Consider the following 25,430-nt stretch of genomic DNA (forward strand, 5'->3'; position numbering starts at 1 on the left):
TGGTGATATGACCTTAATCAAACGAAGCATTATCGGCCAAAGGCCCAAGATTTTTTGTTGATTGTGGAAGGTGTCCCATGGGCTATCAGCTTCCCCCCGTCGCCTGGCTCCGGGCTTTTGAAGCCGCTGCACGGCATTCGAGCTTTGCCGCCGCCGCCAATGAACTCAATCTGACCTCTGCAGCGATCAGTCATCAGATCCGCTCGCTGGAAAAACGCCTGGGATTCGGCTTGTTCGAACGCTTGCCGCGCGGGGTGCGCCTGACCGATATGGGTGCGGCCTATGTGCCGGCTGTGCGCAGGGCTTTTGAGGATTTGTCGCTGGCGACGATGGGCATATTCGGTTCGCTTGGCGAGAAGACGCTGCGGATACGGGTGCCCATCTCCTATGCAACACTGGTCCTCGTGCCAAGGCTGCATGAGTTCCGGGCCGCCTATCCCGGCATTGAACTGCAGCTTTGCACCACCATTTGGGGCGATGGCCTCAACAGCGAATCGGTTGATATCGATATCCGCTATGGCGACGGCAATTGGGGGGATCAGCGCATCAATGCCGGCCGGTTCGAGAAAATCAGCGATGAGCGGTCGATCGTCGTGTGCAGTCCCGATCATGCAACGCAGCTTGGAGCCGGTGCGACCTTGTCGGATGTGTGCGAGGGCGCGATCATCAAGATCATGGGCTGCGAAGGCATGTGGAGCGATCTGAAGAAACAGCACGGTGTCGAGGTTGACGAGCCGTCCACGGCGGTGAAATCCGATACATCGCTGGTGGCGCTGGAATATGCGGCAACCGGACTTGGGGCCGTTCTGGTGCTTGATGCGTTTGCCCGGCCCTACTTTGCGTCCGGACGCCTTGTTCAGCCGGTTGAGGCATCGCTCGGCGGCAATCAGGCCCATTATGTCCTGTGCCCGCCTGACAGCGAGCACGCGCCGGAAGTGCTTCTTTTTACCGAATGGCTGCTCGACAGCCTGCGCTGAAAGCGGACGTGGACAATATTCGCTTGCCTCTTGTTTTCCTTTGCCACTCTTGCGGGTCGCCGGTAGAATGGTCAAGGATGAACAATGTCGCCGGGCCATTGGCGCGGCTGAATTCCCGACATTGCGGAGGAAGCTATGCCGAATATTCTGCGGCGCGAAGACGTGGCGTTCTGGCTTTATGATTTTCTGGATCTCGAGGCGCTTAGCCAGCTGCCGCATTTCGCCGATGCCGACCGCAGCGTCTATGATGCCATTCTCGACAGCGTCGAGAAGATTGCCGAAGAACGCTATCAGCCGCATGCGCAAAAGCTCGATGCCAACGAGCCGGAGTTCCGTGACGGTTCGGTGCACATTATCCCCGAGGTTAAAGAAGCGCTGGATGCCTTCTGCGAGGCCGGGCTGATGGGGGCGAGTTTCGATGCGGATGATGGCGGCCTGCAACTGCCCTATCTGCTGCAGACGGCGATTTCGGCCTGGTTCTCGGCGGCAAATTGGGGCACCAGCGGCTATACAGGTCTGACGGTCGCGGCCGGAAATCTGCTTGCTGAACATGGGAGCGAAGAGCAGAAGAACCGTTTCCTGCGCCCCATGATCGAGGGCCGCTATTTCGGCACCATGGCGCTCTCCGAACCACATGCCGGATCGTCCGTCGGCGATATCCGTACCCGCGCCGAGCCGCAGGAGGACGGGACTTACCGTCTGTTTGGCAACAAGATGTGGATTTCCGGCGCCGACCACGAGATGTCGGACAATATCGTCAATCTTGTGCTGGCGAAAATCCCTGGCGGGCCGGCCGGCGTCAAGGGCATTTCGCTCTTTATCGTGCCACGCTATCTCATAAATGATGACGGCTCGCGCGGCGCGCGCAACGATGTGCGCCTTGCCGGTCTCAACCACAAGATGGGCTGCCGCGGTACGGTCAACTGCGTTCTCAATTTCGGCGATAAGGACGGGGCTGTCGGTTATCTCGTCGGCGAGCGGCATCACGGTCTTCAATATATGTTCTCGATGATGAACGAGATGCGGATCGGCGTGGGCCTGAGCGCCGCGGCGCTGGCTGAAACCGGCTATCTGCATGCGCTTGACTATGCCCGCGACCGGACCCAGGGGCGCAAACTGACCGACCGGGACCCGTCGACGCCCATGGTGCCGATCATCGAACATGCGGACGTAAAACGCATGCTCCTCCAGCAGAAGGCCTATGCGGAGGGGGCGTTGGGGCTTTGCTTTTATGCCGCGCGGCTCGCTGATGAGCTGCGGGCAGGGGATCAGGCCATGCAGGAGAAGGCCGGCCTGCTCCTGGATATCCTGACGCCCATCGTCAAATCCTGGCCCTCCGAGTTCGGGCTGCGGGCCAACGAGATTGCCATCCAGGTGTTCGGCGGCGCCGGCTATACGCGCGACTATCCGGTCGAGCGCTTCTATCGGGATAACCGGCTCAACCACATCCATGAGGGAACGCGCGGCATTCAGGGTCTCGATCTTCTCGGACGCAAGGTGCCGATGCGGGGCGGCGCGTCTTTCAAGACGCTTGTTGGGGAGATCAAGGGGACGGTGAAGGAAGCCTCCGGTATGGCGGATTTTGCCGATCTCGCCGAGGCATTGGAGCGTGCCGTCGATCTTGCCGCTGCGACGACCGCGACCATGGCCGGCAAGGCCGAACAGCTCGGGCAGGAAGCCTATCTGGCCAATGCCACCATTTATCTTGACATGCTCGGCCACGTGGTCGTCGCCTGGGTCTGGCTACGCCAGGCGCTGGCCGCCGATGGCGCCCGGGCGGACGGGGCGGATGCGCTTTGCGACGGCAAGATTGCGGCCTGCCGCTATTTCTTCCGCTACGAGCTGCCCACCATGGAGAGCCAATGCGCCCTGTTGGCGCGCCTCGACAAAACCTGCCTGGAAACACCGGCGGAGGTTTTCTGATCCGCTTGCATTTTGCCGGACTTGCTCTAAGCCTTCGGAGAGTCGCCAGCACGAGGCCGCGGGAGAAGAAAGCTTTTGGAGAGGACCGGCAGGCTCAGTCGTTTTTACTGGGACATCGTCTATCGCGACGATGCCAGCGCGTCGTTTTGCTGGGCGTGCGGCCTGTTCGCCGTCTTTCTGCTCTTTCCGGGTGGAGGCAGCGGAGGCTCGATCGTCGGCATCGGCATATGGCTCTTTGCACTTTTGAACTGGGCATTTGACCGGCGCGGCAGACACTTCGATGAGATTGAGCGACCGATCATTGCGGCCTTCTCGGCCTATTGTCTGGTCATGGTGGTGTTCGCGGTTAGCCATCATGTCGTCCATGGCAGCAAGGGTGGCTTCGGCGCGGTTTACGGCAATCTCCTCTTCATTTTTTTCGCGCCGGTGATGCCGGTTTTGCGCCAAGCGGTGAGGCCCTACTGGCTTGAGACGTTTTTTGCCGCCAATGCCTGTGGGGCAATCCTCGCGGTCCTGATCATGGTCATTGGCGGGCCGTTTTCGCAGGAGCTGTTGCGTGGTGCGCTAAGCGGAAACCCGCTGATCCTGGCGCTTGGCGCCGTGGTGTCGGGGCTTTTATGCGTGCATGGCCTGCTCTTCTTCAAAGGCAGGATGCGTTTGCTGCTTGCCATCGGTGCTCTGGCCGCGCTCTACGCGCTCGTGAGTTCGGGAAGCAGGGGGCCGCTTCTTGCCTACTGCATCACGCTCGCAGCCTACGCGCTTGTCATGGGGTATCGCTATTTTGGCCTTCGCTTCATGGCGGTGCGGGCGGGTATTGCCGCCCTGATCGTTGCGCTTCTGGCCGTCGGCGTCATCAAAGCGGATCCGGAACTGACGAACCGGATCGAGCTGGCAATCGAGCGGATTTCAAACCCTGATGGGGAAGCCGTTGGCGAACAGTCCATATCTGTGCGCCTTGCGCTTTACCGCGCCGGGCTCTCGGCCTTTGGCGAGCGGCCCCTGACCGGCTACGGAAGGCAGAACGTCATGCAAACAGCGGCTTTGCACGATCCGCAGCAGGGCGCCCGTTTTTCCTTTTCCCATCTGCACAATGGTTATCTGACAGACCTTGTCGCCTCGGGCATTCTCGGGCTCGTCACGCTGCTCGCCGTCTTTCTCGTGCCGCTCTACGTTCTGCGCAAGGCGCCGCCGGTTGTCTTCGGGGCGCTTTTTTGCACCGTGCTTTCCTACATGCTCTACGGTATGAGCAATCTCTTGTTCTATCACGATGTCTCGACGCTTTATTATCTCTCGCTGATCACCGCTTTTTGTGTTCTGGCGCGACTGCCGGAGCGGGGCGGGGAGGTCTATTGAGGGCGGGGTGATACCTTTGTTTTTTTTCGCTCACGGCCGTTCCGCCGCTACGCGGCTGGCCTGCGCGGGCACGCCGCATAAGCGGCGACGGCCGGTCGGCCTTGCGAAGCGCTCAGCGCTTCGAACTCCTTTCTCTTGCAAGGTAATTCCAGGGGAACAGAAGACGGTTCGCAGCACCGCAAGCGCGACTGTGCGCCGGGCCTTATGGCCCGCCCCGTCCGGAGCCAGCGCCGAAGACGCGTGCGGCGTGAGGACAAAACCAATCAAAGACGCAGCGGCGATGCGGCCGTGAGCGCTGAAAAATTTTCACTATCGCCCGAAAACAGCCGCAACCGTCTTCATGCAAATCCTCAAATCCAGCGCCATCGACTGACTGTCGATATATTCCCGGTCCACAGCGGCCAGTTCCTGCGGCCGGGACATGTCGATACCGCGGATCTGCGCGAGGCCCGTGACGCCGGGCCGCACGCTGAAGACATCAAGACGCCGCCGCGCCGCGATCAGCTCATCCTGGCTGGGCAGGCAGGGGCGGGGGCCGACAAGGCTCATATGCCCGGCGAGAATATTGAAGGCCTGCGGCAGTTCATCCAGCTTCGTGCGCCGCAAAAACCCGCCAAACCGCGTATAGGCATCTACCGTGATCTCATGTGTCCCGCGATGCGGCGTGCCCTTGCGCATCGTCCGCAGCTTCCAGATTGTGAAGGGTTTTTCGTTACGCCCGAGCCGCCGCTGCCCGAAAAGCGGGTTGCCGGGGGTTTCGAGACGGATAAGAGCGGCAAGGAGCAGGATGAGTGGCCACAGGAGGACGATGATGGCCAGGGAGACGACGATGTCAGCGGGGCGTTTCATTGAGGACTTGCCGGTAGAGTTCGAAATAACGCCGGCCCATTGTTTCTGCGCGGAGGTGTTCCTCATATCGCTTTCTCGCAGCTGCGCCAAACGACGCCTGCAGATCGCCGTCTGATGCCAATACATTCATCTTTTCGGCAAGTGCGTCCGGGTCATCTGGGGGGATAACAAAGCCGGTTTCACCGTCACTGTTCACGTAGCTTGTACCTGTTCCAATATCACAACTGATCATCGGTTTTCCGAACATTGCCGCCTCGACCAGCGAGAGCCCGAAAGCTTCGGAACGCTTGTTTGACGGAAAAGCGAAACCGCTGCAAAGCCTTAGAAGAGCAACCTTGTCTTCTTCCTTGATGGAGCCGACCAGGTGAACATGATCGAGGCCTTGCTGTTTCATTTGGGCCTTAAGCTTGGTTTTCTCAGGCCCGGAACCTGCAATTACAATGCGTGAGTGTGTTTTGGCGGCGGCGCGCAGGAGCGTTTCGAGACCTTTGTAATGGCGTAATACGCCGGTGAACAGGAAGAAATCACTTCCGAAACGCGTCTTCCAATGCTGTAGTCTCTCGGCCGAAACATCGGGGTAGGCGGCTTCATCAAGCCCGAGCGGGATAATGGTTGTCTTGTCCTGACAAGCTCTTAATACCTTGCTTGATACAAGGTAATTCGGTGACGTTGCGACGATTGCATCGACGCGCGAAAGCAGACGATCGCGCAAGGGCCTGTAAGCGGTCTCCAAAACGGGATTTGCGAGCGCATCCGAATGGTAAGTCAGCACAATTGGTTTTCGAACCCGAGAGGCCAACACAATTGCATCCATGAACGGCCACGGGAAATGCAGGTGGACGATGTCAGCCTCCGCCGCCAGACGCCGGAACGGCCCGAGGCAGCTGAACGAAAAATCCGTGGAGGCAAAAGAACCAGTTCGTCGGACCTTATGCAGTGTTTGCGTGCCGCGCAGTGCCGGGCCCTCGGGATTCCCGGGGGTCAGTGACAAGACGTGGTGTTCTGCTCCAAGGTGAACCGAGTGCTCTGCAATCGCATCAATACTGCGCTCCACGCCGCCGAACGTATCGGGCCAATAGGTTTTGAAGAAGTGGAGGATGCGCATAATACTCTCAAAGCTTGTATTGTCGTATCCTTACTTGAGGCAACGGCCAACACGCAATGAGCATCTGGCAGTGTTGTGGACTTGTTCGATTAGCTTGAGTTTGCTTGACGATGGCGGTCGATCACGTCCTGAAACAAGGACAACATTTCATCGGCGGTTTTAGACCAGGAAAAGCGTGCTGCGTTTTCACGGGCGTGGCTACTCAATTCGGCATGAAGCGCATCATCATTCCAAAGACGCTGCCAGCCGCGTGCTATGTCGTGAGGATCGTGTGGATCAACCAGCAGGCCGGCCTTTCCAGCCACCTCGGGCATGGAGGACACATTGCTGGTTAGTGCCGGGACGCCATAAGAGCCGGCCTCAATTATTGGCAGTCCAAAGCCCTCATATAGGGAAGGCATAGCGAGAAAGCGCGCGTCTTTGTAAAGCCGTGCAAGTTCAGCGTCGCTGACATAGCCGAGAGCCTGGACACAATCGGCGAGGTTGTACCGGTCTATGAGGTCACCGAGCTCTGCATGCCTCCACCCTTTGCCGCCCGCGATGAGAAGTCTTCCCGCAAGGTGACCGGCGGCTCTTGATATGGCGATCGCCTTGAGCAGGCTCTGAAGGTTCTTTCTTGGTTCGATCGTGCCGACGAATAGGGCATAGTCGCCATCACGTTGATACTCACCGCCTTTGTTTGTCTTGATATCAGTCGTGACCGACACACCCGGGTAGATGACGTGCACTTTTTCCGTGAATTGCGGGTATCGCTCAAGAATGTCGTCACGGGTTGACTTTGAGACGGCAACAATGACGTCGGCTCGTCTCATAGCGTGCGGAGCAAGAATGCGGTCCGCAAGCCAACCTAAGCGGCGCATCGTTTGCGGATGCTTGGCCCAGACCAGATCGTGGATTGTGACGACACAGGGGATTGATCGATTGAGACCAATCGGCACTCGGTGGGCTGGGCCCCAAAAAATGTCGGGGCCGGTTTTGTTAACACTGCGGGGCAGACTCGTACCAGACCATAAAACGCGGTTAATTCCACCACCTTTGTCCCAGTATCTGTTCTCCGCTTCATGGATTTCTTTCGGAATAATTTTTGGCTTTTGAGGCCAATAGAGCGTAATCTTTGTATCTCTTTGAGCGGCCGTATGACAAGTTTCTAAGATGGTGCGTCCTATTCCGTTTCGGTAGGAAAGCAGGTTGCGGGCATCTACTGATAGGCGTGTCAAAGTCGACATTTTATTGAGGTGACTTCTTATAAATAGCCCAAGGACTCGTTTTAAAAATACCGTGTTGGAAGATCACCATTTTGCATTCCAGCATGGACGAGTGTTGTCACGATAATGCGATCTAGATGCAGATGTAATTCAGCTTGGTAGCTCCAAACCTGCTGCGTCAACACAATTGTATTCGTATGTGGAAAACCGATCAGTTTGCGCAAGTTTTGAGAGTTGTGGCATCCTGTCACGATTGCTATTTTGGTTTTCCGCGAGGTCGACAATTTGTAGCGCTGAATATTGGATTTCAATTTTCGATGTTTAATCTCGATAGTGTTTCGAAATCAGAACTGGCTATGACCGAACTAATAGCCGATGTAGAGGGTTGGTGCACCCCTCACAAGGCTTGCTTGCTCAATCAAATCGCAATCCAGCCAGATATACACAAAAGTATAGAAATTGGCATCTATGCGGGAAAGTCCTTTTTTCCGGTTTGTGCGGCGTATAAAGAAAAGGGCTATGGTAAGCACTATGGGATCGAGGCTTGGAGCAATGAAGTAGCAATAGAAACAGTCACAACCGCTGTAAATGATGAATGGTGGAGCAAAGTAGACATAGTCTTGATGAAGGAAAAATTTCTCAAGAAGTTGTTGGAAGAGAATTTATTTAATTATGCGGCTATTGTTGAAAGTGACTCTAATTCTGCTTACGGGCTATTCGCGTCGGCTCGATACGAAAAGACAATAGATTTACTTCATATTGACGGTGCGCATTCTGTTCAGCAAAGCCTAAATGATGTCGTGAAATGGAGTAGTCTAGTCAAGCCAGGTGGGTATATATTTCTTGACGATATTGACTGGCCATCAGTGAAACTGGCGCGCACTTTTCTGCAGCAAATAGGAGAAGAGGTTTATAGTATATCGGACCCAGCTAGATCGGATCATTTTTCAGTCTTCAAGCTTGACATTTGACAATCAAAGCCCTGCTTTTCTTGCGCCAATTTGATATTGGTTACCTTTTGCGTGCTTCATCAACGCAGATGTTTGCCAGTTGGTTTCCATTAAATTTTAATAAAACCCCTCTGTTTACTGGCGGCGGGTGACAAAATCTTCGGGTTTTATTCGATCTTCTCCTTCAATCTCAATATGCTAATGCGTTCTAGTATTTCTTATTACTATCATAAGTCAATTTTTCCGATGAATTGTTTTCGATAATACTGTTGTGTTTGCCTCAGTGATCAGTTGACGAGACACATTCGGCGATTTTTCCTAATTCTAGAGAAATTCTCTTATCCGTTATTCTATTTAGCAATTCTGTATTATGCGATGCACATACGAAGGCTTCGTTCCTTTCCACAAAACTCTGAAGTCTGGCCTCCGCCTTTTCATAAAACCCCTCATCCGCGACACCAATCCACTCATCGAGCAGTAGGATGTCTGACGGCTCGACCGTGTTAATCGCAAATTGAAGGCGACTAAGCATTCCTGGTGAATAAGTTGCGACGGGCATGTCAAAAAAATCTCCTAGCTCTGAGAAATGGTGCACATTAGATATAAATTCGTTCTGAGAAAGGGTCTTTATACCGAGCAGTCCGAATTGCATTTCGGCGTTGCGACGGCCCGAAAGTGCGCTTGAAAGACCTGCGCCGACATCTAATAGCACCCGTGTGTCGCAAAACAGATCAAGGGTGCCTGATGCTAGCGGAATCAAACCGCTAAGTAGGCGCAACAAAGTTGTTTTGCCGCTACCGTTTGAACCAACAATGCCAATCCTGTCGCCTCGTCGAATTTCCAATGACACTTCCTTGAGTGCACGCAGCTTCAAAGTTCCCATAGGTGTCACAAAAATGCGCGGATCTTCAAGTTTTTGTCCTCGACTCCGATAACCACGCAGTGGGATCTCGACAGTAGCTTTTTTAAGGCGAACGATCACCTCGCCGTAGTTTTGTTTACCGCCCTTCATTTTGAGCACTCTGTTGGTTCCGTATATCTGCCCAGTGCATTGTACTAGGATACCCACCCATAAACCATGGATATTCTCTGGCGGCGATGGACTACTTTCAAGGAGAGAAAACCACATGCCACCAGTCCAATAGCGACCAATAGCGATAACACGGGAAGCTCTCCGTTGATCACTGGTACCCTAACAATTTGTAGTAGGTGGTATATTGGATTAAATTCCGCGATCCATCTATGATCTGAAAGTCTGTCTGCGGTGTAGAATATTGGTGTAATAAGAAAAATTAGAAGCAGAATCTGTGGTAAGAAACCCCTCAGAATCCTCAATTTGTCGAAGATGAATGCGGCGGTTGGTGCCCATATCAACACTATAACAAAATTAAATAAAACGCCAATTAACATCGCTGTGAAGTTAGCCGTTAAAAGAATAGCATAGTTTACTGCCAGAATAGCCACTAGTGCAGCAGCTAGTCGAGATACCAAGCCAACTGCATAATCGAAAGTGTCAACTAGGTAGATAAGCAAGCTGGACAGAGCCGGGAAGCCTATGTAACGAGTTGCCCGTTCACTCGCATTTGCCATTCTTGAAATGCTCGCCGCCAACGTTTGCCAAATGGCAAATGAGATACTGAAATAAGGGATGAATGTTGGAATGGGTTCGTTGAACACGGTTGCCATCACCAAGCCAAGCACTGCTATGTGCAGAAGTGTAGAAATAAACGGTCCGCTGATACCTAGCCCTGTTCCTCGACGCATTTCTGCGATCTCAGCCTGATGAAGCATTGCGGCTAGTTTTCTTTGGCGAAATGCTAGAGCTATATCGACGTAGAGGCTGCGTTCAATCCAAGGAACTTGACGTAAATGAGTGTCCACGCCGATAGTTTCATGTCGTTGGCGCGATGCCATTTAAGCTTGCTCCTTTTATTTCATGAAGTTCAGCGGCTAACCCTCAAAGCTTCTGCAGTAAACAGTGCAGTTTGCTTCTACGTTGAAGTTGTTTTGGGTCTCTGGTTTGGGCTTGTCCGCTATATGATGAACACACTGAGCAAGCTCCAAAAGAAAGCCGACGTTAGAAACTGAAAGATTGGGCAAATATCCTCCGCTTGGGCTGCTTGGATGTTAAGGTCTGAAATGCCCATTTCAGTTCTCAACCAACCCTTTGCATATCTCTGCATAAAGTCTTGATCGCGATTCAATATTGTATTTCCGGGCATAATTACTTCGTGCCTTTACGCGATGTTCCTGCGCACCATCTTCTCTCAGCAGGATTTGAGATAGTTCAAAATGGTTTCCGATTTCAAAATAGCTGATCCCTCCTTGTGCGTATTTTCCCAACTCACGAAAAGCATGGTTTCGGGAACAGTAGATTGGTTTTTCAAGGTCGAGGGCAACGGCGGCTGGTCCCGATGAAGTTTGGCCGACCTCAGCATAAGGAAGAATTATTGAGTCACAGGCTTGCATCAGACAGTTAAACTCCTCATTCGCAGGAGTTCCACAGAAACTTACCCGGTTGGCAATTTGCTCGATTCTTTTGCTGGTTTCCCGGGTGTTGTGAGATTCGATGTTTGTCGTAATGAGGTTTAGCAACTTACTGATGTATGGCTGGTCGGTACTATTTTCAACAATGCCTTCTGGGTGCAATCCCCCAACAATTAAAAGATGAAAATCCTCCGGCAACAGGTCGAGAGCTCTAATTGCTGTTTCTACTCCTTTGTATGGCGAGAGAAACCCGAAAGATCCGATGACCCTCTTTCCCTTAATTCCGTATTGCTTCTCTATAGTGCGGCGAATTGTCGAATTTCTGTACCGCCTTTTCATATTATCACTTAAAAAAGAAAGTGGCATATGGTGAATTGACCTACTTGGTATTCCAAAAAGCTCAAACTTCTTGGCTTCACGTTGCGTTTGTACGATGTGTGCAAACCTGTTTGGGTTTGATAAAATCATTTTAAACAACTTTGAAAAAAAGTAGTTTCTGTATCGTGACTTGATTAAATCCTTAAGCGCTCTTGGGCTCGTGAAAAACAGCTTAGCGTTTTTCTCCGCCGGCGGCACCGTGTGATACGTTATAATTACTTTCTTTGCGTGATTGAGGATGGCGGATATGTTTCGCCATATTTTGATTTGATCTGATCCGTATAGGCCTGGTTCAAGTTGCAGATTTACAACATCCGCTTCTTTGACTTTCTCTACGATTTCGAAAACTGCTCGCTTCGAGAGCTTTTTTGCGTAGTGCCCGGCAGATTTAAGGACGTCGACTGGAACTGGCGAGATATCAACTTCGCATAGGCCAAGTGTCTTTAATGGCTCCTCTAGATGTTCTACGTATTGTGCAATTCCACAAGGACGCTGATAACTTGAAACAATCAACAGTCTGGGTTTCGAGTTGGATTGCGCGGTTCCGATGGTGCCAGGTTTCTTGGTTTCGGTTTCAATTGCGCTGTTACTGTTCAACATTGCATAGTTCCACTGGGCTCTATTGTTGCATTTTTCGAGCAAAAAAGTTGATCCAAAGGGATAAGATGCCAATTTCGGAGCTTTGGTGACGGTGACGTTTTTAGCCCGACATTACAGCTTTGCAAAGCCTCAAACTCGTGTTTGTAGCTTCAGTTCCTTACCCAATTCATTGGTCTGATTTTTGACACCTTTCCCTCGCCTCCACCCGGAAATTTGGCGTTTCCGAAATCTGATAGGAGCCGTCTACATCGACGAGTTCTTCTTCCCTATTATGTCATGAGCCATTTTATGCTTTGAGCGAAGCCGAGAGATGAAGGCATTTATTACGATAAGATAACGTCAATCACGAGTTTAGCGTTTCTGGTGATGGTGCGGATGTTTTCGATGCGGTTGACCTAATTGGAACCGAGTTTTTGGTTGAAGCCAAGCCGTACGCTGTCTTTTTCGCGGATGAGGGAGCGGAGGCGCTGAATGTGTAACTTTTTTTCGAGTGTGTCGCATCGATTTATCGCGGCGTCGTTGGATGTTTGAAATCGTCGAAAGGTCTGCTTTGTCGATTATCGTGCCTTTGAAATGATGGCGCAGATTGCTAGGAACGGCAGTGCCATCGGAATCGGCGCGAGATAACTTCAGGATACAGCCATTGAGCAAAGTCGCACTTATCACAGGCATCACCGGGCAGGATGGGGCCTATCTGGCGGAGTTCCTTTTGAACAAGGGTTACACCGTTCACGGCATCAAGCGGCGGTCGTCGCTTTTTAATACGGACCGGATCGATCATCTTTATCAGGACCCGCATGTCGAGAACCAGCGGCTGATCCTGCATTATGGGGATCTGACGGATTCGTCGAGCCTGGTGCAGACGGTTCAGACCGTTCAGCCGGACGAAATTTACAATCTGGCGGCGCAGTCGCATGTGGCCGTGTCGTTTCAGGAGCCGGAATATACGGCGAATTCCGATGCGCTGGGCGCGCTGCGGCTTTTGGAAGCGATCCGAATTCTGGGGCTTGAGAAGAAGACGCGGTTTTATCAGGCCTCGACATCAGAGCTTTACGGACTTGTGCAGGAAATGCCGCAGTCGGAGACGACGCCGTTTTATCCGCGTTCGCCCTATGCGGTGGCGAAGCTTTATGCCTACTGGATTACGGTGAACTACCGTGAGGCCTATGGAATTTATGCCTGCAACGGCATCCTGTTCAATCATGAAAGCCCGCTGCGCGGCGAGACCTTTGTCACGCGCAAGATTACGCGGGCGATCGCGCGCATCAAGCTCGGCCTGCAGGATTGTCTTTACCTTGGGAACCTCGATGCCAAGCGGGACTGGGGGCATGCGCGCGACTATGTCGAAATGCAGTGGCTGATGCTGCAGCAGGAGGCGCCGGAAGATTTTGTCATTGCAACCGGCGTTCAGTACAGCGTGCGCGATTTTGTTAACGCTGCGGCGGCTGAGGCGGGTCTGACGATCCGCTGGGAGGGGACCGGTGTCGACGAGAAGGGCTATGACGACCAGGGCAGGTGCATCGTTTCCGTCGACCCGCGTTACTTCCGGCCAGCCGAGGTGGAAACACTGCTTGGAGACGCGACGAAGGCTAAGGAAAAGCTTGGCTGGTCACCGGCTACCTCATTTGAGGCGCTGGTCGCGGAAATGGTGCGCGAAGACATACAGGCGGCCGAGCGGGACGAGCTTGTCAAACGGCACGGCTTTTCCGTTTACGATCATCACGAGTAGGTCTGATGGATAAAGATGCCAGGATATTTGTGGCCGGCCATCGGGGCATGGTCGGATCCGCGATTGTCCGCCGACTGGAAGCGGGCGGTTACTGCGATTTGCTGCTGCGCACGCGCAGCGAGCTCGATCTGACGGATCAGAGCCAGGTGTTCGATTTCCTCCAATCGGAGAAGCCGGACTTCATTTTCCTGGCAGCCGCGAAGGTCGGCGGCATTCACGCCAACAACACGGCGCGCGGAGAATTCATTTACGAAAACCTAGCCATCGAGGCGAATGTCATCGAGGGCGCGAAACGCGCCGAGGTGGACAGGCTGCTGTTTCTGGGGTCGAGTTGCATCTACCCACGGGACTGTCCGCAACCGATCAAGGAGGATTATCTCCTGACCGGCCCGCTGGAGGCGACCAACGAACCCTATGCCATTGCCAAAATCGCCGGGATCAAGCTGTGTGAGAACTACAATGCGCAATTCGGAACGCATTATGCCAGCGTGATGCCGACCAACCTTTACGGCCCCAACGACAATTACAACCTGGAAACCAGCCATGTTCTGCCGGCCTTGATCCGCAAGGCGCATGAGGCGAAGGCGAGGGGTGATGGGGAACTGGTCGTCTGGGGCTCGGGCCGGCCGATGCGGGAGTTCCTTTATGTTGACGACATGGCCGATGCCTGCGTGTTCGCGATGGAGGCTGGGATCACACAAGGTCTCTATAATGTCGGCACCGGAAAGGATGTGACGATCCGGGAGCTTGCTGAGACCGTCATGGAGGTCGTCGGCTTTGAAGGCGACATTGTCTTCGATGCATCAAAGCCGGACGGCACGCCGCGCAAGCTGCTTGATGTCAGCCGCCTGCAGTCGCTTGGCTGGTCCGCATCGACGCCTCTCAAGGACGGTATTGCCCGCTCCTATGCCGATTTCAAACAAAGCATCTCGGTTTAGGCTCCCGGTCAGTTGCGCCCGTAGATATCCTCGTAGCGAACGATGTCATCCTCACCGAGATAGGAGCCCGTTTGAACCTCGATCAGCGTCATTGGTTCAGTCCCGCGGTTTTCCATGCGGTGGATGGCTCCGCATTCGATATAGGTGGATTCATTTGGATTGAGCACGATGTTCTCATCGCCATTGACCACATGGGCAACACCTTGCACCACCGTCCAATGTTCGGAGCGGTGCTTGTGTGACTGGAGGCTAAGGCAGCCGCCCGGCTTGACCTCGATCCGCTTGACCTTGTAGCCGGCGCCTTCGTCCAGAATAGTGTAGGATCCCCAAGGACGATAACCGGTCGGAAAGCCGGCATGGGCCGGGTGGTCCTCACCCCTCAACTCTTCATAGAGCTTTTTGACGTCTTCCGAGCGATCCTTGGAGACGACAAGAGTCGCATCGCGCGTGTCAATGACTGCCAGATCGCGAACGCCGACTAGGCCGATCAACCGGCCCTCGCTGCTGACAAAGCAGTTTTCCGATTCCAGAATCCTGCCATCGCCAATCACCGTGTTGTTTTGATCATTGGACGGGAACTGCTCGGACAGTGAGGCCCATGTACCCACATCGCTCCATCCGATGTCGGCGGCAACGACCGACAGGTTGGGCGTCTTTTCCATAATCGCATAGTCGATGGATGTTTTGGGCGCTTCAGCAAACGCATCCGCATCCAGGATCGTCTCGAGAAAACCTGCAGTGGTTTCGTCTTTCCGCCCCTTGTCCACCGCAGTGGCGCTCGCCTTCAAGATATCGGGGCAGTGGGTGGTCATGGCGTCCAGCATTGTGTCCGCCCTGAAGCAGAACATGCCGGAGTTCCAGAGATAGCGGCCATCCTTGAGGTATTCGACTGCAGTCCCGCGGTCGGGCTTTTCTACAAAACGGACGACCCGTTCGCCGTCGGCTTCGATATATCCATAGCCCGTCTCCGGCGCATTTGGCTTGATTCCGAATGTGACAATTCGGCCCTTTTGGGCGATCCCGGCGGCCCGGCCAACGGCTTTGCTGAAGGATACTTCGTCCGCGATCGTATGATCCGCCGCCAGGAAGAGGAGAATGACATCGGGTCCGAATTGCTTTGCGGCATAGTGCGTTGCTGCCGCCGCAGCCGCTGCCGTATCCCGGCCGAAGGGTTCAAGAACCAGGTGTTTCTGTATGCCACCCTGACCTTGCGCGTCGAATTCAGCGACTGTTTTAAACGAGGAGTCCAACGCTGTTATGGTGACGATATCTTTTACGCCATCCAGCGCCGCAGCCCGGGCAAACGTGTTTTGAAGCAAGGACCTGCCGTTCTCCACGGGGAGAAAGGGTTTTGGATGTGATTGGCGTGAAGCTGGCCACAGGCGGGACCCGACGCCGCCGCTCATAATCACTGGTACGATCATCATGTCTCTAAAACTCGTCGCTTAACACTTCGAAGCCGGCTTTATGTCACCAGACTTAAAGTGGTGCGGTGCCTAAAGGCTCTTTTGACGGAAAGCTCTTCGTTCTTCAAGGCTGAGAACATCCGCCGAAGTCTGAAGTGCGGCAGCCGGTTCAAGAATTTCCGGATCGTAACCCTCGACGGCCTGCTTTAACGTCATACGAAGCCGGTCCGGGCTGTCGCCCGCCAGATCCTCTTGCAAAGCCTCCAGCAATTGCCCGATACCAATTTCGGAAGGATCGCGTTTTTCGTCTGCGCGCATGATTTTTGGATGATGGGTGCCGACGACACTGTCGGTTATCAAGAGTTCTTCAAAGAGTTTTTCTCCCGGCCTCAGACCGATAATGTCAATGGCAATGTCGCCATCCGGGTCTTCGGCATCCTGAACCGTGCGGCCGCTGAGCTGGACCATCAGTCTGGCGAGATCCTTGATGCGGACCGGCTCGCCCCATATCCAGAACAAAAACCTCGCCCCCCACGGCCATCGTTCCGGCCTGTACCACAAGCTGAGCGGCTTCCTGAATGGTCATGAAATATCGTGTAACGTTCTCATGTGTGACGGTGACCGGGCCGCCGGAGGCTATCTGCTCCCTGAACAGATTGATGACTGAGCCGGATGAACCGAGGACATTGCCGAAACGAACAATTGAGAACACCGTCGTGTCGGCGGTTGTCTGCAGGTTCTGAACAACCTGTTCGGCGAGACGTTTGGAGGCGCCCATGACGTTGGAAGGTCTGACCGCCTTGTCGGTGGATACGAGAATAAACCGTTCGACGCCGGCTGCAACAGCCTCCTGTGCAACGGTGAGCGTACCGAAGATGTTGTTGGAAATGCCTTGCGAGGGATTGGCTTCGACGATCGGCACATGTTTGTAAGCTGCCGCATGGTACACAATATCTATATGGTGGCGCGTCAACAGCGTGCGTACGCGCTGGCGGTCCCGTACGTCGCCAAGTGTATAGATGATTTCCAGATCGGTGTTGGCGGGCGTGTGCCGTCGAAGCCGCTTTTCGACATTATAAAGCGACAATTCACTGATCTCCAGAAGCACCAACTTCTTCGGATTTGCCTTGAGGATCTGACGACAAAGTTCTGAGCCGATTGAGCCGCCCGCTCCGGTCACAAGGATACTCTTGCCTTTGATTGCCTCGTCGAACAATTGCGGCATCGGACTGATGGCGGTACGGCCGAGAAGATCCTCGATACGGATCTTTTTAAGCTCGTCCAGTTCGGCGCGCCCGCGCAGTATGTCACTCAGGGAAGGTATTGTCTGAAGCTCAAGTTTGTAGGGTGCCAGGCGTGCCACAACTGCGCGGCGCTGAGATGGTGAAGCGTTCGCGATGGCGAAGAGGACGCGCTTGACGTTGTAGCGCTCTTGCAATTGCCCGATCTTCTCCACGCCGTGGACACGGCAGCCGCGAATAACGGTCCCCTTCAATGTCGGATCGTCATCGATAAAGGCCACCACGCGTTGATGATTGCCGCTTTGCATGGCGGCTGCAAGCTGGGTTCCGGCAGAACCGGCGCCATAGATCAGCACGTTCTCCCGCACATTGAGACTGCTGTTAACGCGCTGATAATAGGCCCTCGCAAGAACCCGGATCACGCCAATGGATATGAAGACAAGGATGCCGAAGATCGGTGGCACGGATCGGGGTATGTTGATGCCGCTGTCCATATATGACGCCGCGGCGACAAAAAATGTCATGGCGGTGGCGCCGGCGGCAACGATCCCGATCGTGCGGCTTTCCATCGCCCGGATGAGGATATCGTAAAGTCCAAGAAAATAGTTTATGGCAATGCCGACGACGGGCAGGGCGAAAAGCAGCCATGTCAGATTGCTGTAGCCGGGTATATCCAGCCGGCCATACAGAAACAGCATGGCTGCAAACAGGCTGGAAACGATCGCAGTGGCGTCAACAAGCATGAACAGGGCACGCTTTTGATGCCGCCCCATTTCCAGAACCGACTGATTGAACGACTGCAACAGCCGCTTCATTCGAGTTTTCGCCGGCGTGTGATGTTGCCGATCGCTGTCACTCATGTCCCGCCTAAACGGCCGAGGCCGTCCCCAAAAAACGCAGCGGCAGATAATTGCCTGACACTTTTCGCCCAAACCGGCTCAGTACGCAGGCCGGCCATTCCCCTCATGGAAAACAAATTAATCAGCAATTTGTCTTCGCGCTTGAAAGTTGTACACGTTTAATATCAACGCGCAAAACTTACGGCGAATCATTCGGCCTGACAATCCTCCGAAAAACCCTTGAAGCCATCTTGCCGGAGGGATTGAGTGGGGCAACTGCACTGGTCAATTCAGGAATAGTTTCGTGAAAACATCGTTTTAATAGAGGCGGACCATGGCCCTGAAATCACACCCGGCCGTTTTCGACTGAAATTCGTGCGTCGATGATCTGAATTATCCGGCAGGTTGTTGCAAAAAGATCATAGTTTCGCGCGGTTGTTCTCCTGTGCCGGGCGGATCAGGATTCGGGCGCCCAGCGTGCTGCCGATGAAACCGAACACAAGCCATCCCCAGCCATGCAGGCTGCCGGAAATGACACCGCCCAGATAGGCTCCGATATTGCAGCCGTAGGCAAGGCGGGCGCCATATCCCATCATCAGGCCACCTGTTATGGCGATCAGCAGGTCTTTCAGAGGAATGCGGAGTGTTGGCGCGAAATTGCCCGCCAGACAGGCTGCGGCGAAGGCGCCGATCATGATGCCGAAGTTCATCAGGGATGTGCTGTCGGCGAAAACAGACTGATTGAGCCATGCCATGCGCGGTGACCAATAGGACCAGTCCGCGAAATCCGCACCGCCGGCCTGTGCCAGCTTGGCGCCCCAAAGGGTAAAGGCTGAGGTGATGCCCCAGGGCCTTGAGAGCACAAGCAGTGTGGCGATGCCAACAAAAGCAAGCGCGATACAGCCCCATGATTTGGGCCATGGTCCGTGCAGCAAATTGATGTGTCGTGGTCCTCTTTCAAGACTGCCGTAATGCTTCAGTTCCCGTTGCCGGCTGTAAAGATAGAGGCTGCCAAGCAAGGCAGCGGTGACAAAGAATGCGCCCAACGGGCCATAGGTCTGAACGACGGATATGGCGGGGAACGAGGGCAGGGACCACCAGTATGGCAGGTGCGCGGTCGCAATCACCGATCCGGCTATAAATCCGGCCAGTGTTGCAACCATTCGTGTATTGCCGCCGCCGGCTGTAAACAGCGTTCCGGATGCGCAACCGCCGCCAAACTGCATGCCCACTCCGAACATGAATGCGCCGAGGGCCGCAGCAACGCCAAACGGCGCCACCGATCCGGAAATCGGTTGTCGGAACATCCCCTCGGATCCGATCAGGGGGAACGCAACGGCCGATGTCAGCAGGACCAGCAATATCTGTGCGCGCAAACCTGCTCCGCGCTTTTCGAAGACGAACTGCCGCCACGCACCCGTAAAACCAAAAGAGGCGTGGTAGAGCGCAACGCCGGCGAACAAGCCGATTGCCGCGGCAAGAAGCAGACGGGTAGAGCCGGCATAATAGGCAAGCAGCAGGAGCGAGACGGCAGCGGCCGCGGACAGGACGATGCCGGTCGGCTGGTAGGGAGACTGTTGTGCCGCGACGGGGCTGCTCATATCGATCAAAGGCGCCAAAGAGGGTGAAGAACTGGATGGCAGCGCTACCATTTTCCGTGCGTTCGATCCAAATCAATCGGGAACACATCTTCGGTATCTCTTTTTTGGTGTATATGAGCAGCTTGCAGGCGGGAGACCGACGTTTTCGTTTTGACTTTCGAATGATTTCGTATATTTTCGGAATATATCCTTCATTCCAGACTGTCAGGGTTCGTCATGGACGAAAATGACTTCTACGACATTGTCGTCATCGGCGGTGGCATTAACGGTTGCGGCATCGCGCGTGACGCTGTCGGCCGAGGTTTTTCTGTCTTGCTGGCGGAAAAGGAAGACCTTGCAAGCGGCACATCCTCCGCTTCCACCAAACTGGTCCATGGCGGCTTGCGCTATCTTGAACACTATGAGTTCAGGCTGGTGCGCGAGGCCCTGATGGAGCGGGAAGTGCTGTGGAAAATGGCGCCGCACATTATTTGGCCCATGCGCTTTGTTCTTCCTCACCATGAGGGTCTGCGGCCCGCCTGGCTCCTGCGGCTTGGACTTTTTCTCTACGATCATCTTGGCGGTCGTAAACTGCTTCCGGCAACCAAGGTGCTCGACATGAAAACCGACCCGGCGGCAAAACCGCTGAAGCCGATGTTTTCCAAGGCCTTTGAGTATTCCGATTGCTGGGTCAATGATGCGCGCCTCGTCGCGCTCAATGCGCGCGATGCGGCCGACCGGGGAGCAGAGATAAAGACCCGTACGGAGGTGACGAGTGCCCGCCGTATCGGTGATGCGTGGACGATTGTTCTTCGTGACGGATTGTCGGGTAACACACACGAGGTGAGGGCAGGCCTGTTAATCAATGCGGCCGGTCCCTGGGTCGACAAAACCCTGCAGCAGACGGTCGGCGAAAACAATGCAAGGAACGTCCGGCTGGTGCAGGGCAGCCATATCGTTATCCGCCGCAAATTCGAGGACCCGAGGGCGTTTTTCTTTCAGAACAAGGACGAGCGGATCATCTTTGCTATTCCCTACGAGGATGAGTTCACGCTGATCGGAACAACCGACCATGATTTTGAAGGTGATCCTGGTAAAGCCGCGATCACCGAGGCGGAGATCACTTATCTCTGTGAAGCCGCATCGGAATATTTTACTGAGCCCGTCCGCAGGGATGACGTGGTGTGGACCTATAGCGGTGTGCGTCCACTCTATGATGACGGTGCGAGCGCAGCGCAGGAGGCGACTCGGGACTATGTTCTGGTTGAGGACGGTGGTGAAAACGAGCCGCGTCTCATCAATATCTTCGGTGGGAAAATCACCACATACCGGCGTTTGTCCGAGGCTGTTCTGGAGAAAATCGAACGCATACTCGGCAGGCGCGGCCAGTCCTGGACAGCCGATGCGCCGCTGCCTGGCGGTGATTTTGACGTGGCGGGTTTTGACGGTCAGGTTCAAGCGCTGAAGGACAGTCACCCATTTCTCGAGATTGGGCATGTGCGCCGGCTGGTGCGTCGTTACGGCACGATTGCAGGACAGATTGTTGGCAATGCGCGTTCATATAATGATCTCGGCAAGCATTTTGGTGCTGACCTTTATGCCGCGGAAGTCGATTATCTGGTTGCGAACGAATGGGCGGTGAGTGGTGAGGATGTCGCCTGGCGCAGGACAAAAAGCGGCTTGAAAATGACAGAGGAACAGTTGAGCGAACTCAGTGCCTATCTGGACGCTTCCAAACCGCACCATTTGAAGGCAGGTTAGGGGCCTCGGGCAAGCTGGGGATAACCCAGCCCCTTCAGGAGGAAACAAATGGCAGACAATATCCTGGCGATCGATCAGGGAACGACTTCAAGCCGCGCGATCGTGTTCAGCGCGGATCTCGCTATCGCAGGCGTGGCGCAGAGGGAGTTTACGCAACATTTTCCCAAGTCCGGCTGGGTTGAGCATGATCCGGAGGAGATCTGGCAAAGTGTTGAATGGTCTGTCGAACAGGCGCTTGCCGATGCAGGTGCGACGGTTCAGGACATAGCCGCCATAGGTATCTCCAATCAGCGTGAGACCGTGGTTGTCTGGGACCGGGAGAGCGGCAAGCCGGTCTTCAATGCCATTGTGTGGCAGGACCGGCGCACCGCGGATATGTGCGAACGCCTGAAGGGCGACGGGCTGGAGCCTGTTTTCTCTGAAAAGACGGGTTTGCTGCTGGACCCATATTTTTCAGGTACCAAGTTGAGCTGGCTGCTGGACAATGTCGAGGGCGTTCGAGAGCGGGCAGAGCGTGGCGAGCTTTGTTTCGGCACTGTTGACAGTTTTCTTATCTGGCGCCTGACAGGCGGCGCCCGTCACGTGACCGATGCGACCAATGCTTCGCGAACGCTGATGTACAATATTGCCGAAAACCGTTGGGATGAGGAACTGCTCGCGCATCTTCGTATCCCGGCCTCGATGCTTCCGGATGTGTGCGATAGCGCTGATGAATTCGGCACCGTTGCGGTCGGTCCGCTTGCCGGCCTGCCGATCCTCGGTGTTGCCGGGGATCAGCAGGCAGCAACGATCGGCAACGCCTGTTTTGAGCCCGGCATGATGAAGGTTACCTATGGAACCGGGTGCTTTTCGCTGCTCAATACCGGCAACGAGCTTGTAAAATCCAAAAATCGGCTGCTCTCCACCATCGCCTATCGGCTGGACGGGGAGACGACCTATGCCGTCGAGGGCTCCATCTTTGTCGCGGGCGCGGGGGTTCAGTGGCTCCGGGACGGTCTTGGTATCATTGAAACCGCTCCGGACAGCGGTGAACTTGCCGCTAAGGCTGACCCTGAGCAGGCCGTCTATCTTGTGCCAGCTTTTGTGGGCCTCGGTGCACCCTATTGGGATGCGGAAGCCCGTGGCGCAATGTTCGGCCTGACACGCAGCACGGGGCCGGCGGAGATTGCCAAGGCGACGCTCGATTCGGTCTGTTTCCAGACACATGATCTTTTGACTGCCAAACGCGGCGACTGGCAGGGCGGTGGTGAAGAAACGGGGCTTCGTGTCGATGGCGGGATGGTCGCATCTGACTGGACCATGCAGCGCCTTGCCGACATTCTGAACGCTCGCGTCGACCGTCCCGTTATCCTGGAGACCACGGCGCTCGGTGCTGCATGGCTTGCCGGCCATCGCGCCGGTGTGTGGCCGGACAGGGAGGAGTTTTCCAGGCGCTGGGCGCTGGATCGCCAGTTCACGCCGGCCATCGACGACGCTCAACGTGATGTCGAGCTTGACGGCTGGAAGGATGCCATAAGGCGAACGCTCACGTCCCCTTCTTGATCAACGGGACTTTCCGCCGGACCCTTTTGGTCATGTAAAGCGGCTTTCCTGCCCGATGCCCCGTGCTCAAATTTTGATTCAGTTTTAAGCTCTAATCCATTGATTGGGTGCAACTATCGTGTGTATCGACCGCTTGGTGCGATTGCTATTTTTAGTCAGACTAAAAATTTCTTGACTCGATGCTCTGCGCGAGTCATCGTTTTAGTAATACTAAAAAGGAGGCAGGATTGAGCGGTCGGGAGGCAGCCAAATCTACGGATAAAAGTGAGCATGGAGCTCTTGCGGCCCGGCTTCGTGAACGTCGCCGCGAACTCGGCATGACACTCAAGGCCGTCGCCGATGCGGCAGGTCTTTCCGTTGGTTTCATATCCCAGATCGAACGCGGAATTGCAGTTCCGTCGCTGTCGTCGCTTGTTTCCGTGTCGCGCGTCCTCGGTGTCGAGGTCGCGGACTTTCTGACCGGGCAGCCAAAGCCGCAGGAATATGAAGCGCCCACGCGTCAGGCCGACAGGTTGGCCTTTGCCGTCAGTGAGAGCGCCGTCACCTATGAGCGCATCTCTTCGTCCTTCCCCGGTCATGTCCTGCGTAGTGTGATCATCCATGAGCCACCGGGCCATCGCGGTGAACCTATCGCTCATGAAGGCGAGGAGCTCATGTTTGTGCTGGCCGGAGCCGTGACGATTGAAGTCGATGGGGAACGCACAATACTGGGAACGGGCGATTCCATGCATTTTCCGTCAACACGGGTTCACTCGACCTGGAACCATTCCGACACACCGGCGACGATCCTTTGGGCGGGGACGATGGATGTGTTCGGCGAAGACCCCGTTACACCCTTCCACAAGGACAAGAAACAGAAGGCGGATTGACCGCCCGCATCAACTACAATCCAACCGCGCAGGGAGAACACAAATGAACTATCTTGCAAAATCAGCAGCAGCGGCGCTCTTGAGCGTCAGCACGCTTGCTCTGGTACCCTCAGTGCCGGCGCTGGCGGAAACAGTGCTGCGTCTCGACGAGGTCGCCGTCGGCGAACTCGATCCGGCAAAGGCGTCCGACTACGCCGACTCAATCCTCATGTTCAACGTCTACGACACGCTGGTGCTTCCGGCGCAGGGCGCGCCCGGTCTGGTGCCGCATCTGGCTGAAAGCTGGTCGGCCGACGGCAACAATCACACATTCAAGCTGCGAAAGGATGTCAAATTCCAGAGCGGCAATCCACTGACGGCGGATGATGTGGTCTTTTCGCTTGAGCGGATGCAGGCGCTTGGTGCTGGCCTTTCCTATCTGTTTGCCAATGTGGAGAAGGCGGAGGTAGTCGACGACAATACGGTGACCTTCGTTCTGAAGGAGCCCTATGCGCCCTTCGTTGCATCCATGCTGCGTCTTCCGATTGTCGACAAGAAGCTTGTCATGGAAAATCTCGGGGACGGCGAAGGCGAGATGAAGGACTGGGGTCAGGCTTTCCTTTCGGCGAATGGCGCAGGAACCGGCGCCTATAAGGTTACCGCCCATAATCCGCAGCAGGAAACGGTCATGGCGAAAAATGCCGACTATTTCCTCGGCGTCCCGGGTGTTGCGCCCGACACGGTGCGGGTTCGTTACGGGCTTGAACCTGCGACCGTCCGTACGTTGATTGCGCAAGGCGAGCACGACATCTCATCGCAATGGCTGCCGCCGGAAGTTCTGAAGGCTTTGGCACAGGACGGCGCGCAATTGCTGACCGAGTCCGGTACCGGTGGGTTCTACGTCAAAATGAACACCACCAAGGCACCGTTTGACGATCCGGAATGCCGCTTGGCGGTTGCCAATGCCTTCGACTATGGCGCGGCCATCAAGATGATCGCCGTGACGGATGACGTGTCGCAGGGCAGCCCGGCAACCGGCGCGATCCCGGTCGGGATGCTGGGTTCCAATCCGCCTTCCGACGCGCTTGCGAAGGACATGGACGCAGCAAAACGCCACTGGGATTCCTGCCGTTATGCGCCAGGCGATCATACGATCGAGATTTCCTGGATTGCCGAGGTGCCGCTTGAGGAGCGTTTCGCACTGTTGATGCAGGCGAATTTCGCCGAGCTCGGCGTCAAATCTGAAATCAAGAAACTGCCCTGGGCGCTGTTTGCCGAGCAAGTTTCAAAGCCTGAAAACACGCCGCATATCTCGCAGCTCTTCGTCAATGCCGTTACCGGCGATCCTGATACGCTGCTTTACGGTATGTATGATTCCAAGGCAGCCGGCACCTGGCAGTCACCGGAGTATCTCAACGATACCGAGGTGGATGAGTTGCTTGAGAAGGGCAGGACCAACTCCGATCCGGCAGCCCGGGCCGAGGCCTATCATGAGCTCAACAAGAGGCTAATGGCGATCGCACCGACGATCTACGGCTACGACCGGCAATCGGTCTTTGCAGCAAGCGACCGGGTCAAAGTGCCCGCGCTGTCCGATCCGTCAAAGGCCTTCGGGCTTGACGGCATGGGCTTCAGCTTCCGGCTGATGGAAATGCAAGACAAGAACTAGCCCTGCGCCTCGGGCCGGTTGCTTCGGCGCCGGCCCGTTTTTTAACGCGA

The 25,430-nt window shown here is 55.1% G+C and carries 20 protein-coding genes; 10 read left to right on the plus strand and 10 right to left on the minus strand.

Going from position 1 to position 25,430, the window contains the following annotated elements; all coding sequences use genetic code 11:
• The first annotated feature begins 77 nt into the window (after positions 1–77).
• The 3 genes from OQ273_RS03545 to OQ273_RS03555 all read left to right on the plus strand — a co-directional run bounded on the left by OQ273_RS03545 (position 78) and on the right by OQ273_RS03555 (position 4,253).
• Positions 78–977, plus strand: a complete 900-nt coding sequence (locus OQ273_RS03545) for a LysR substrate-binding domain-containing protein (protein ID WP_267989098.1) — start codon at positions 78–80, stop codon at positions 975–977.
• 135 nt (positions 978–1,112) lie between these two features.
• Positions 1,113–2,900 (plus strand): acyl-CoA dehydrogenase family protein, encoded by a 1,788-nt coding sequence (locus OQ273_RS03550; RefSeq protein WP_267989099.1) that lies wholly within the window; start codon positions 1,113–1,115, stop codon positions 2,898–2,900.
• A 75-nt stretch (positions 2,901–2,975) separates the two neighbouring features.
• Complete coding sequence (locus OQ273_RS03555) at positions 2,976–4,253, plus strand: O-antigen ligase family protein (protein WP_267989100.1); 1,278 nt, start codon at positions 2,976–2,978, stop codon at positions 4,251–4,253.
• Between the two features lie 309 nt (positions 4,254–4,562).
• On the opposite strand, the gene OQ273_RS03560 is transcribed toward OQ273_RS03555, so the two are convergent.
• From OQ273_RS03560 to OQ273_RS03570, 3 genes are all read right to left on the minus strand, one after another.
• Positions 4,563–5,102, minus strand: coding sequence for a sugar transferase (locus OQ273_RS03560; protein ID WP_267989101.1), 540 nt, complete (start codon positions 5,100–5,102; stop codon positions 4,563–4,565).
• Positions 5,086–6,207: a glycosyltransferase gene (locus OQ273_RS03565; protein WP_267989102.1), complete on the minus strand. Its 1,122-nt coding sequence runs from the start codon at positions 6,205–6,207 to the stop codon at positions 5,086–5,088. Before OQ273_RS03565 ends, OQ273_RS03560 begins: the two co-directional genes overlap by 17 nt.
• Positions 6,208–6,296: 89 nt before the next feature.
• Positions 6,297–7,433, minus strand: a complete 1,137-nt coding sequence (locus tag OQ273_RS03570; protein ID WP_267989103.1) for a glycosyltransferase family 4 protein — start codon at positions 7,431–7,433, stop codon at positions 6,297–6,299.
• A 296-nt stretch (positions 7,434–7,729) separates the two neighbouring features.
• Here OQ273_RS03570 and OQ273_RS03575 point away from each other — a divergent pair, with 296 nt between their 5' ends.
• On the plus strand, positions 7,730–8,383 hold the full coding sequence (locus OQ273_RS03575; RefSeq protein WP_267989104.1) for a class I SAM-dependent methyltransferase: 654 nt from the start codon (positions 7,730–7,732) through the stop codon (positions 8,381–8,383).
• A gap of 259 nt (positions 8,384–8,642) precedes the next feature.
• Here OQ273_RS03575 and OQ273_RS03580 read toward each other — a convergent pair whose 3' ends face one another.
• The 3 genes from OQ273_RS03580 to OQ273_RS03590 all read right to left on the minus strand — a co-directional run bounded on the left by OQ273_RS03580 (position 8,643) and on the right by OQ273_RS03590 (position 11,827).
• Positions 8,643–9,374: an ATP-binding cassette domain-containing protein gene (locus tag OQ273_RS03580; RefSeq protein WP_267989105.1), complete on the minus strand. Its 732-nt coding sequence runs from the start codon at positions 9,372–9,374 to the stop codon at positions 8,643–8,645.
• 44 nt (positions 9,375–9,418) lie between these two features.
• A complete protein-coding gene (locus OQ273_RS03585) occupies positions 9,419–10,276 on the minus strand; it encodes an ABC transporter permease (RefSeq protein ID WP_267989106.1) in 858 nt (285 codons plus the stop codon).
• Between the two features lie 234 nt (positions 10,277–10,510).
• Positions 10,511–11,827: a glycosyltransferase family protein gene (locus OQ273_RS03590; RefSeq protein WP_267989107.1), complete on the minus strand. Its 1,317-nt coding sequence runs from the start codon at positions 11,825–11,827 to the stop codon at positions 10,511–10,513.
• 643 nt (positions 11,828–12,470) lie between these two features.
• Between OQ273_RS03590 and gmd the strand changes: the two genes are divergently transcribed.
• Together gmd and OQ273_RS03600 are read left to right on the plus strand one after the other, a co-directional pair.
• Positions 12,471–13,556, plus strand: a complete 1,086-nt coding sequence (gene gmd / locus OQ273_RS03595; protein ID WP_267989108.1) for a GDP-mannose 4,6-dehydratase — start codon at positions 12,471–12,473, stop codon at positions 13,554–13,556.
• Between the two features lie 5 nt (positions 13,557–13,561).
• Positions 13,562–14,494 (plus strand): GDP-L-fucose synthase family protein, encoded by a 933-nt coding sequence (locus OQ273_RS03600; RefSeq protein ID WP_267989109.1) that lies wholly within the window; start codon positions 13,562–13,564, stop codon positions 14,492–14,494.
• 8 nt (positions 14,495–14,502) lie between these two features.
• Here OQ273_RS03600 and OQ273_RS03605 read toward each other — a convergent pair whose 3' ends face one another.
• The 4 genes from OQ273_RS03605 to OQ273_RS03620 form a co-directional block, all read right to left on the minus strand.
• The gene (locus OQ273_RS03605; RefSeq protein WP_267989110.1) at positions 14,503–15,921 is read right to left on the minus strand and encodes a mannose-1-phosphate guanylyltransferase/mannose-6-phosphate isomerase; all 1,419 of its coding nucleotides are present in this window, start codon (positions 15,919–15,921) and stop codon (positions 14,503–14,505) included.
• A gap of 69 nt (positions 15,922–15,990) precedes the next feature.
• Positions 15,991–16,368, minus strand: coding sequence for a polysaccharide biosynthesis protein (locus tag OQ273_RS03610; RefSeq protein WP_267989111.1), 378 nt, complete (start codon positions 16,366–16,368; stop codon positions 15,991–15,993).
• A complete protein-coding gene (locus OQ273_RS03615; protein WP_267989112.1) occupies positions 16,304–17,956 on the minus strand; it encodes a nucleoside-diphosphate sugar epimerase/dehydratase in 1,653 nt (550 codons plus the stop codon). The genes OQ273_RS03610 and OQ273_RS03615 overlap by 65 nt, the downstream gene beginning before the upstream one ends.
• Before the next feature lie 443 nt (positions 17,957–18,399).
• Positions 18,400–19,581, minus strand: coding sequence for a YeeE/YedE family protein (locus tag OQ273_RS03620; protein ID WP_267989113.1), 1,182 nt, complete (start codon positions 19,579–19,581; stop codon positions 18,400–18,402).
• A 216-nt stretch (positions 19,582–19,797) separates the two neighbouring features.
• Between OQ273_RS03620 and glpD the strand changes: the two genes are divergently transcribed.
• From glpD to OQ273_RS03640, 4 genes are all read left to right on the plus strand, one after another.
• Entirely contained in the window at positions 19,798–21,321 is a 1,524-nt protein-coding gene (gene glpD, locus OQ273_RS03625) for a glycerol-3-phosphate dehydrogenase (protein ID WP_267989114.1), read from the plus strand.
• Positions 21,322–21,369: 48 nt separating this feature from the next.
• Positions 21,370–22,863 (plus strand): glycerol kinase GlpK, encoded by a 1,494-nt coding sequence (gene glpK, locus OQ273_RS03630; protein WP_267989115.1) that lies wholly within the window; start codon positions 21,370–21,372, stop codon positions 22,861–22,863.
• A 227-nt stretch (positions 22,864–23,090) separates the two neighbouring features.
• Entirely contained in the window at positions 23,091–23,732 is a 642-nt protein-coding gene (locus OQ273_RS03635; RefSeq protein ID WP_267989116.1) for a helix-turn-helix domain-containing protein, read from the plus strand.
• A gap of 43 nt (positions 23,733–23,775) precedes the next feature.
• Positions 23,776–25,380 (plus strand): ABC transporter substrate-binding protein, encoded by a 1,605-nt coding sequence (locus OQ273_RS03640; protein WP_267989117.1) that lies wholly within the window; start codon positions 23,776–23,778, stop codon positions 25,378–25,380.
• Positions 25,381–25,430: the final 50 nt, after the last annotated feature.

The sequence above is a fragment of the Hoeflea prorocentri genome, from assembly GCF_027944115.1.
Taxonomy (GTDB): Bacteria; Pseudomonadota; Alphaproteobacteria; order Rhizobiales; family Rhizobiaceae; genus Hoeflea_A; species Hoeflea_A prorocentri.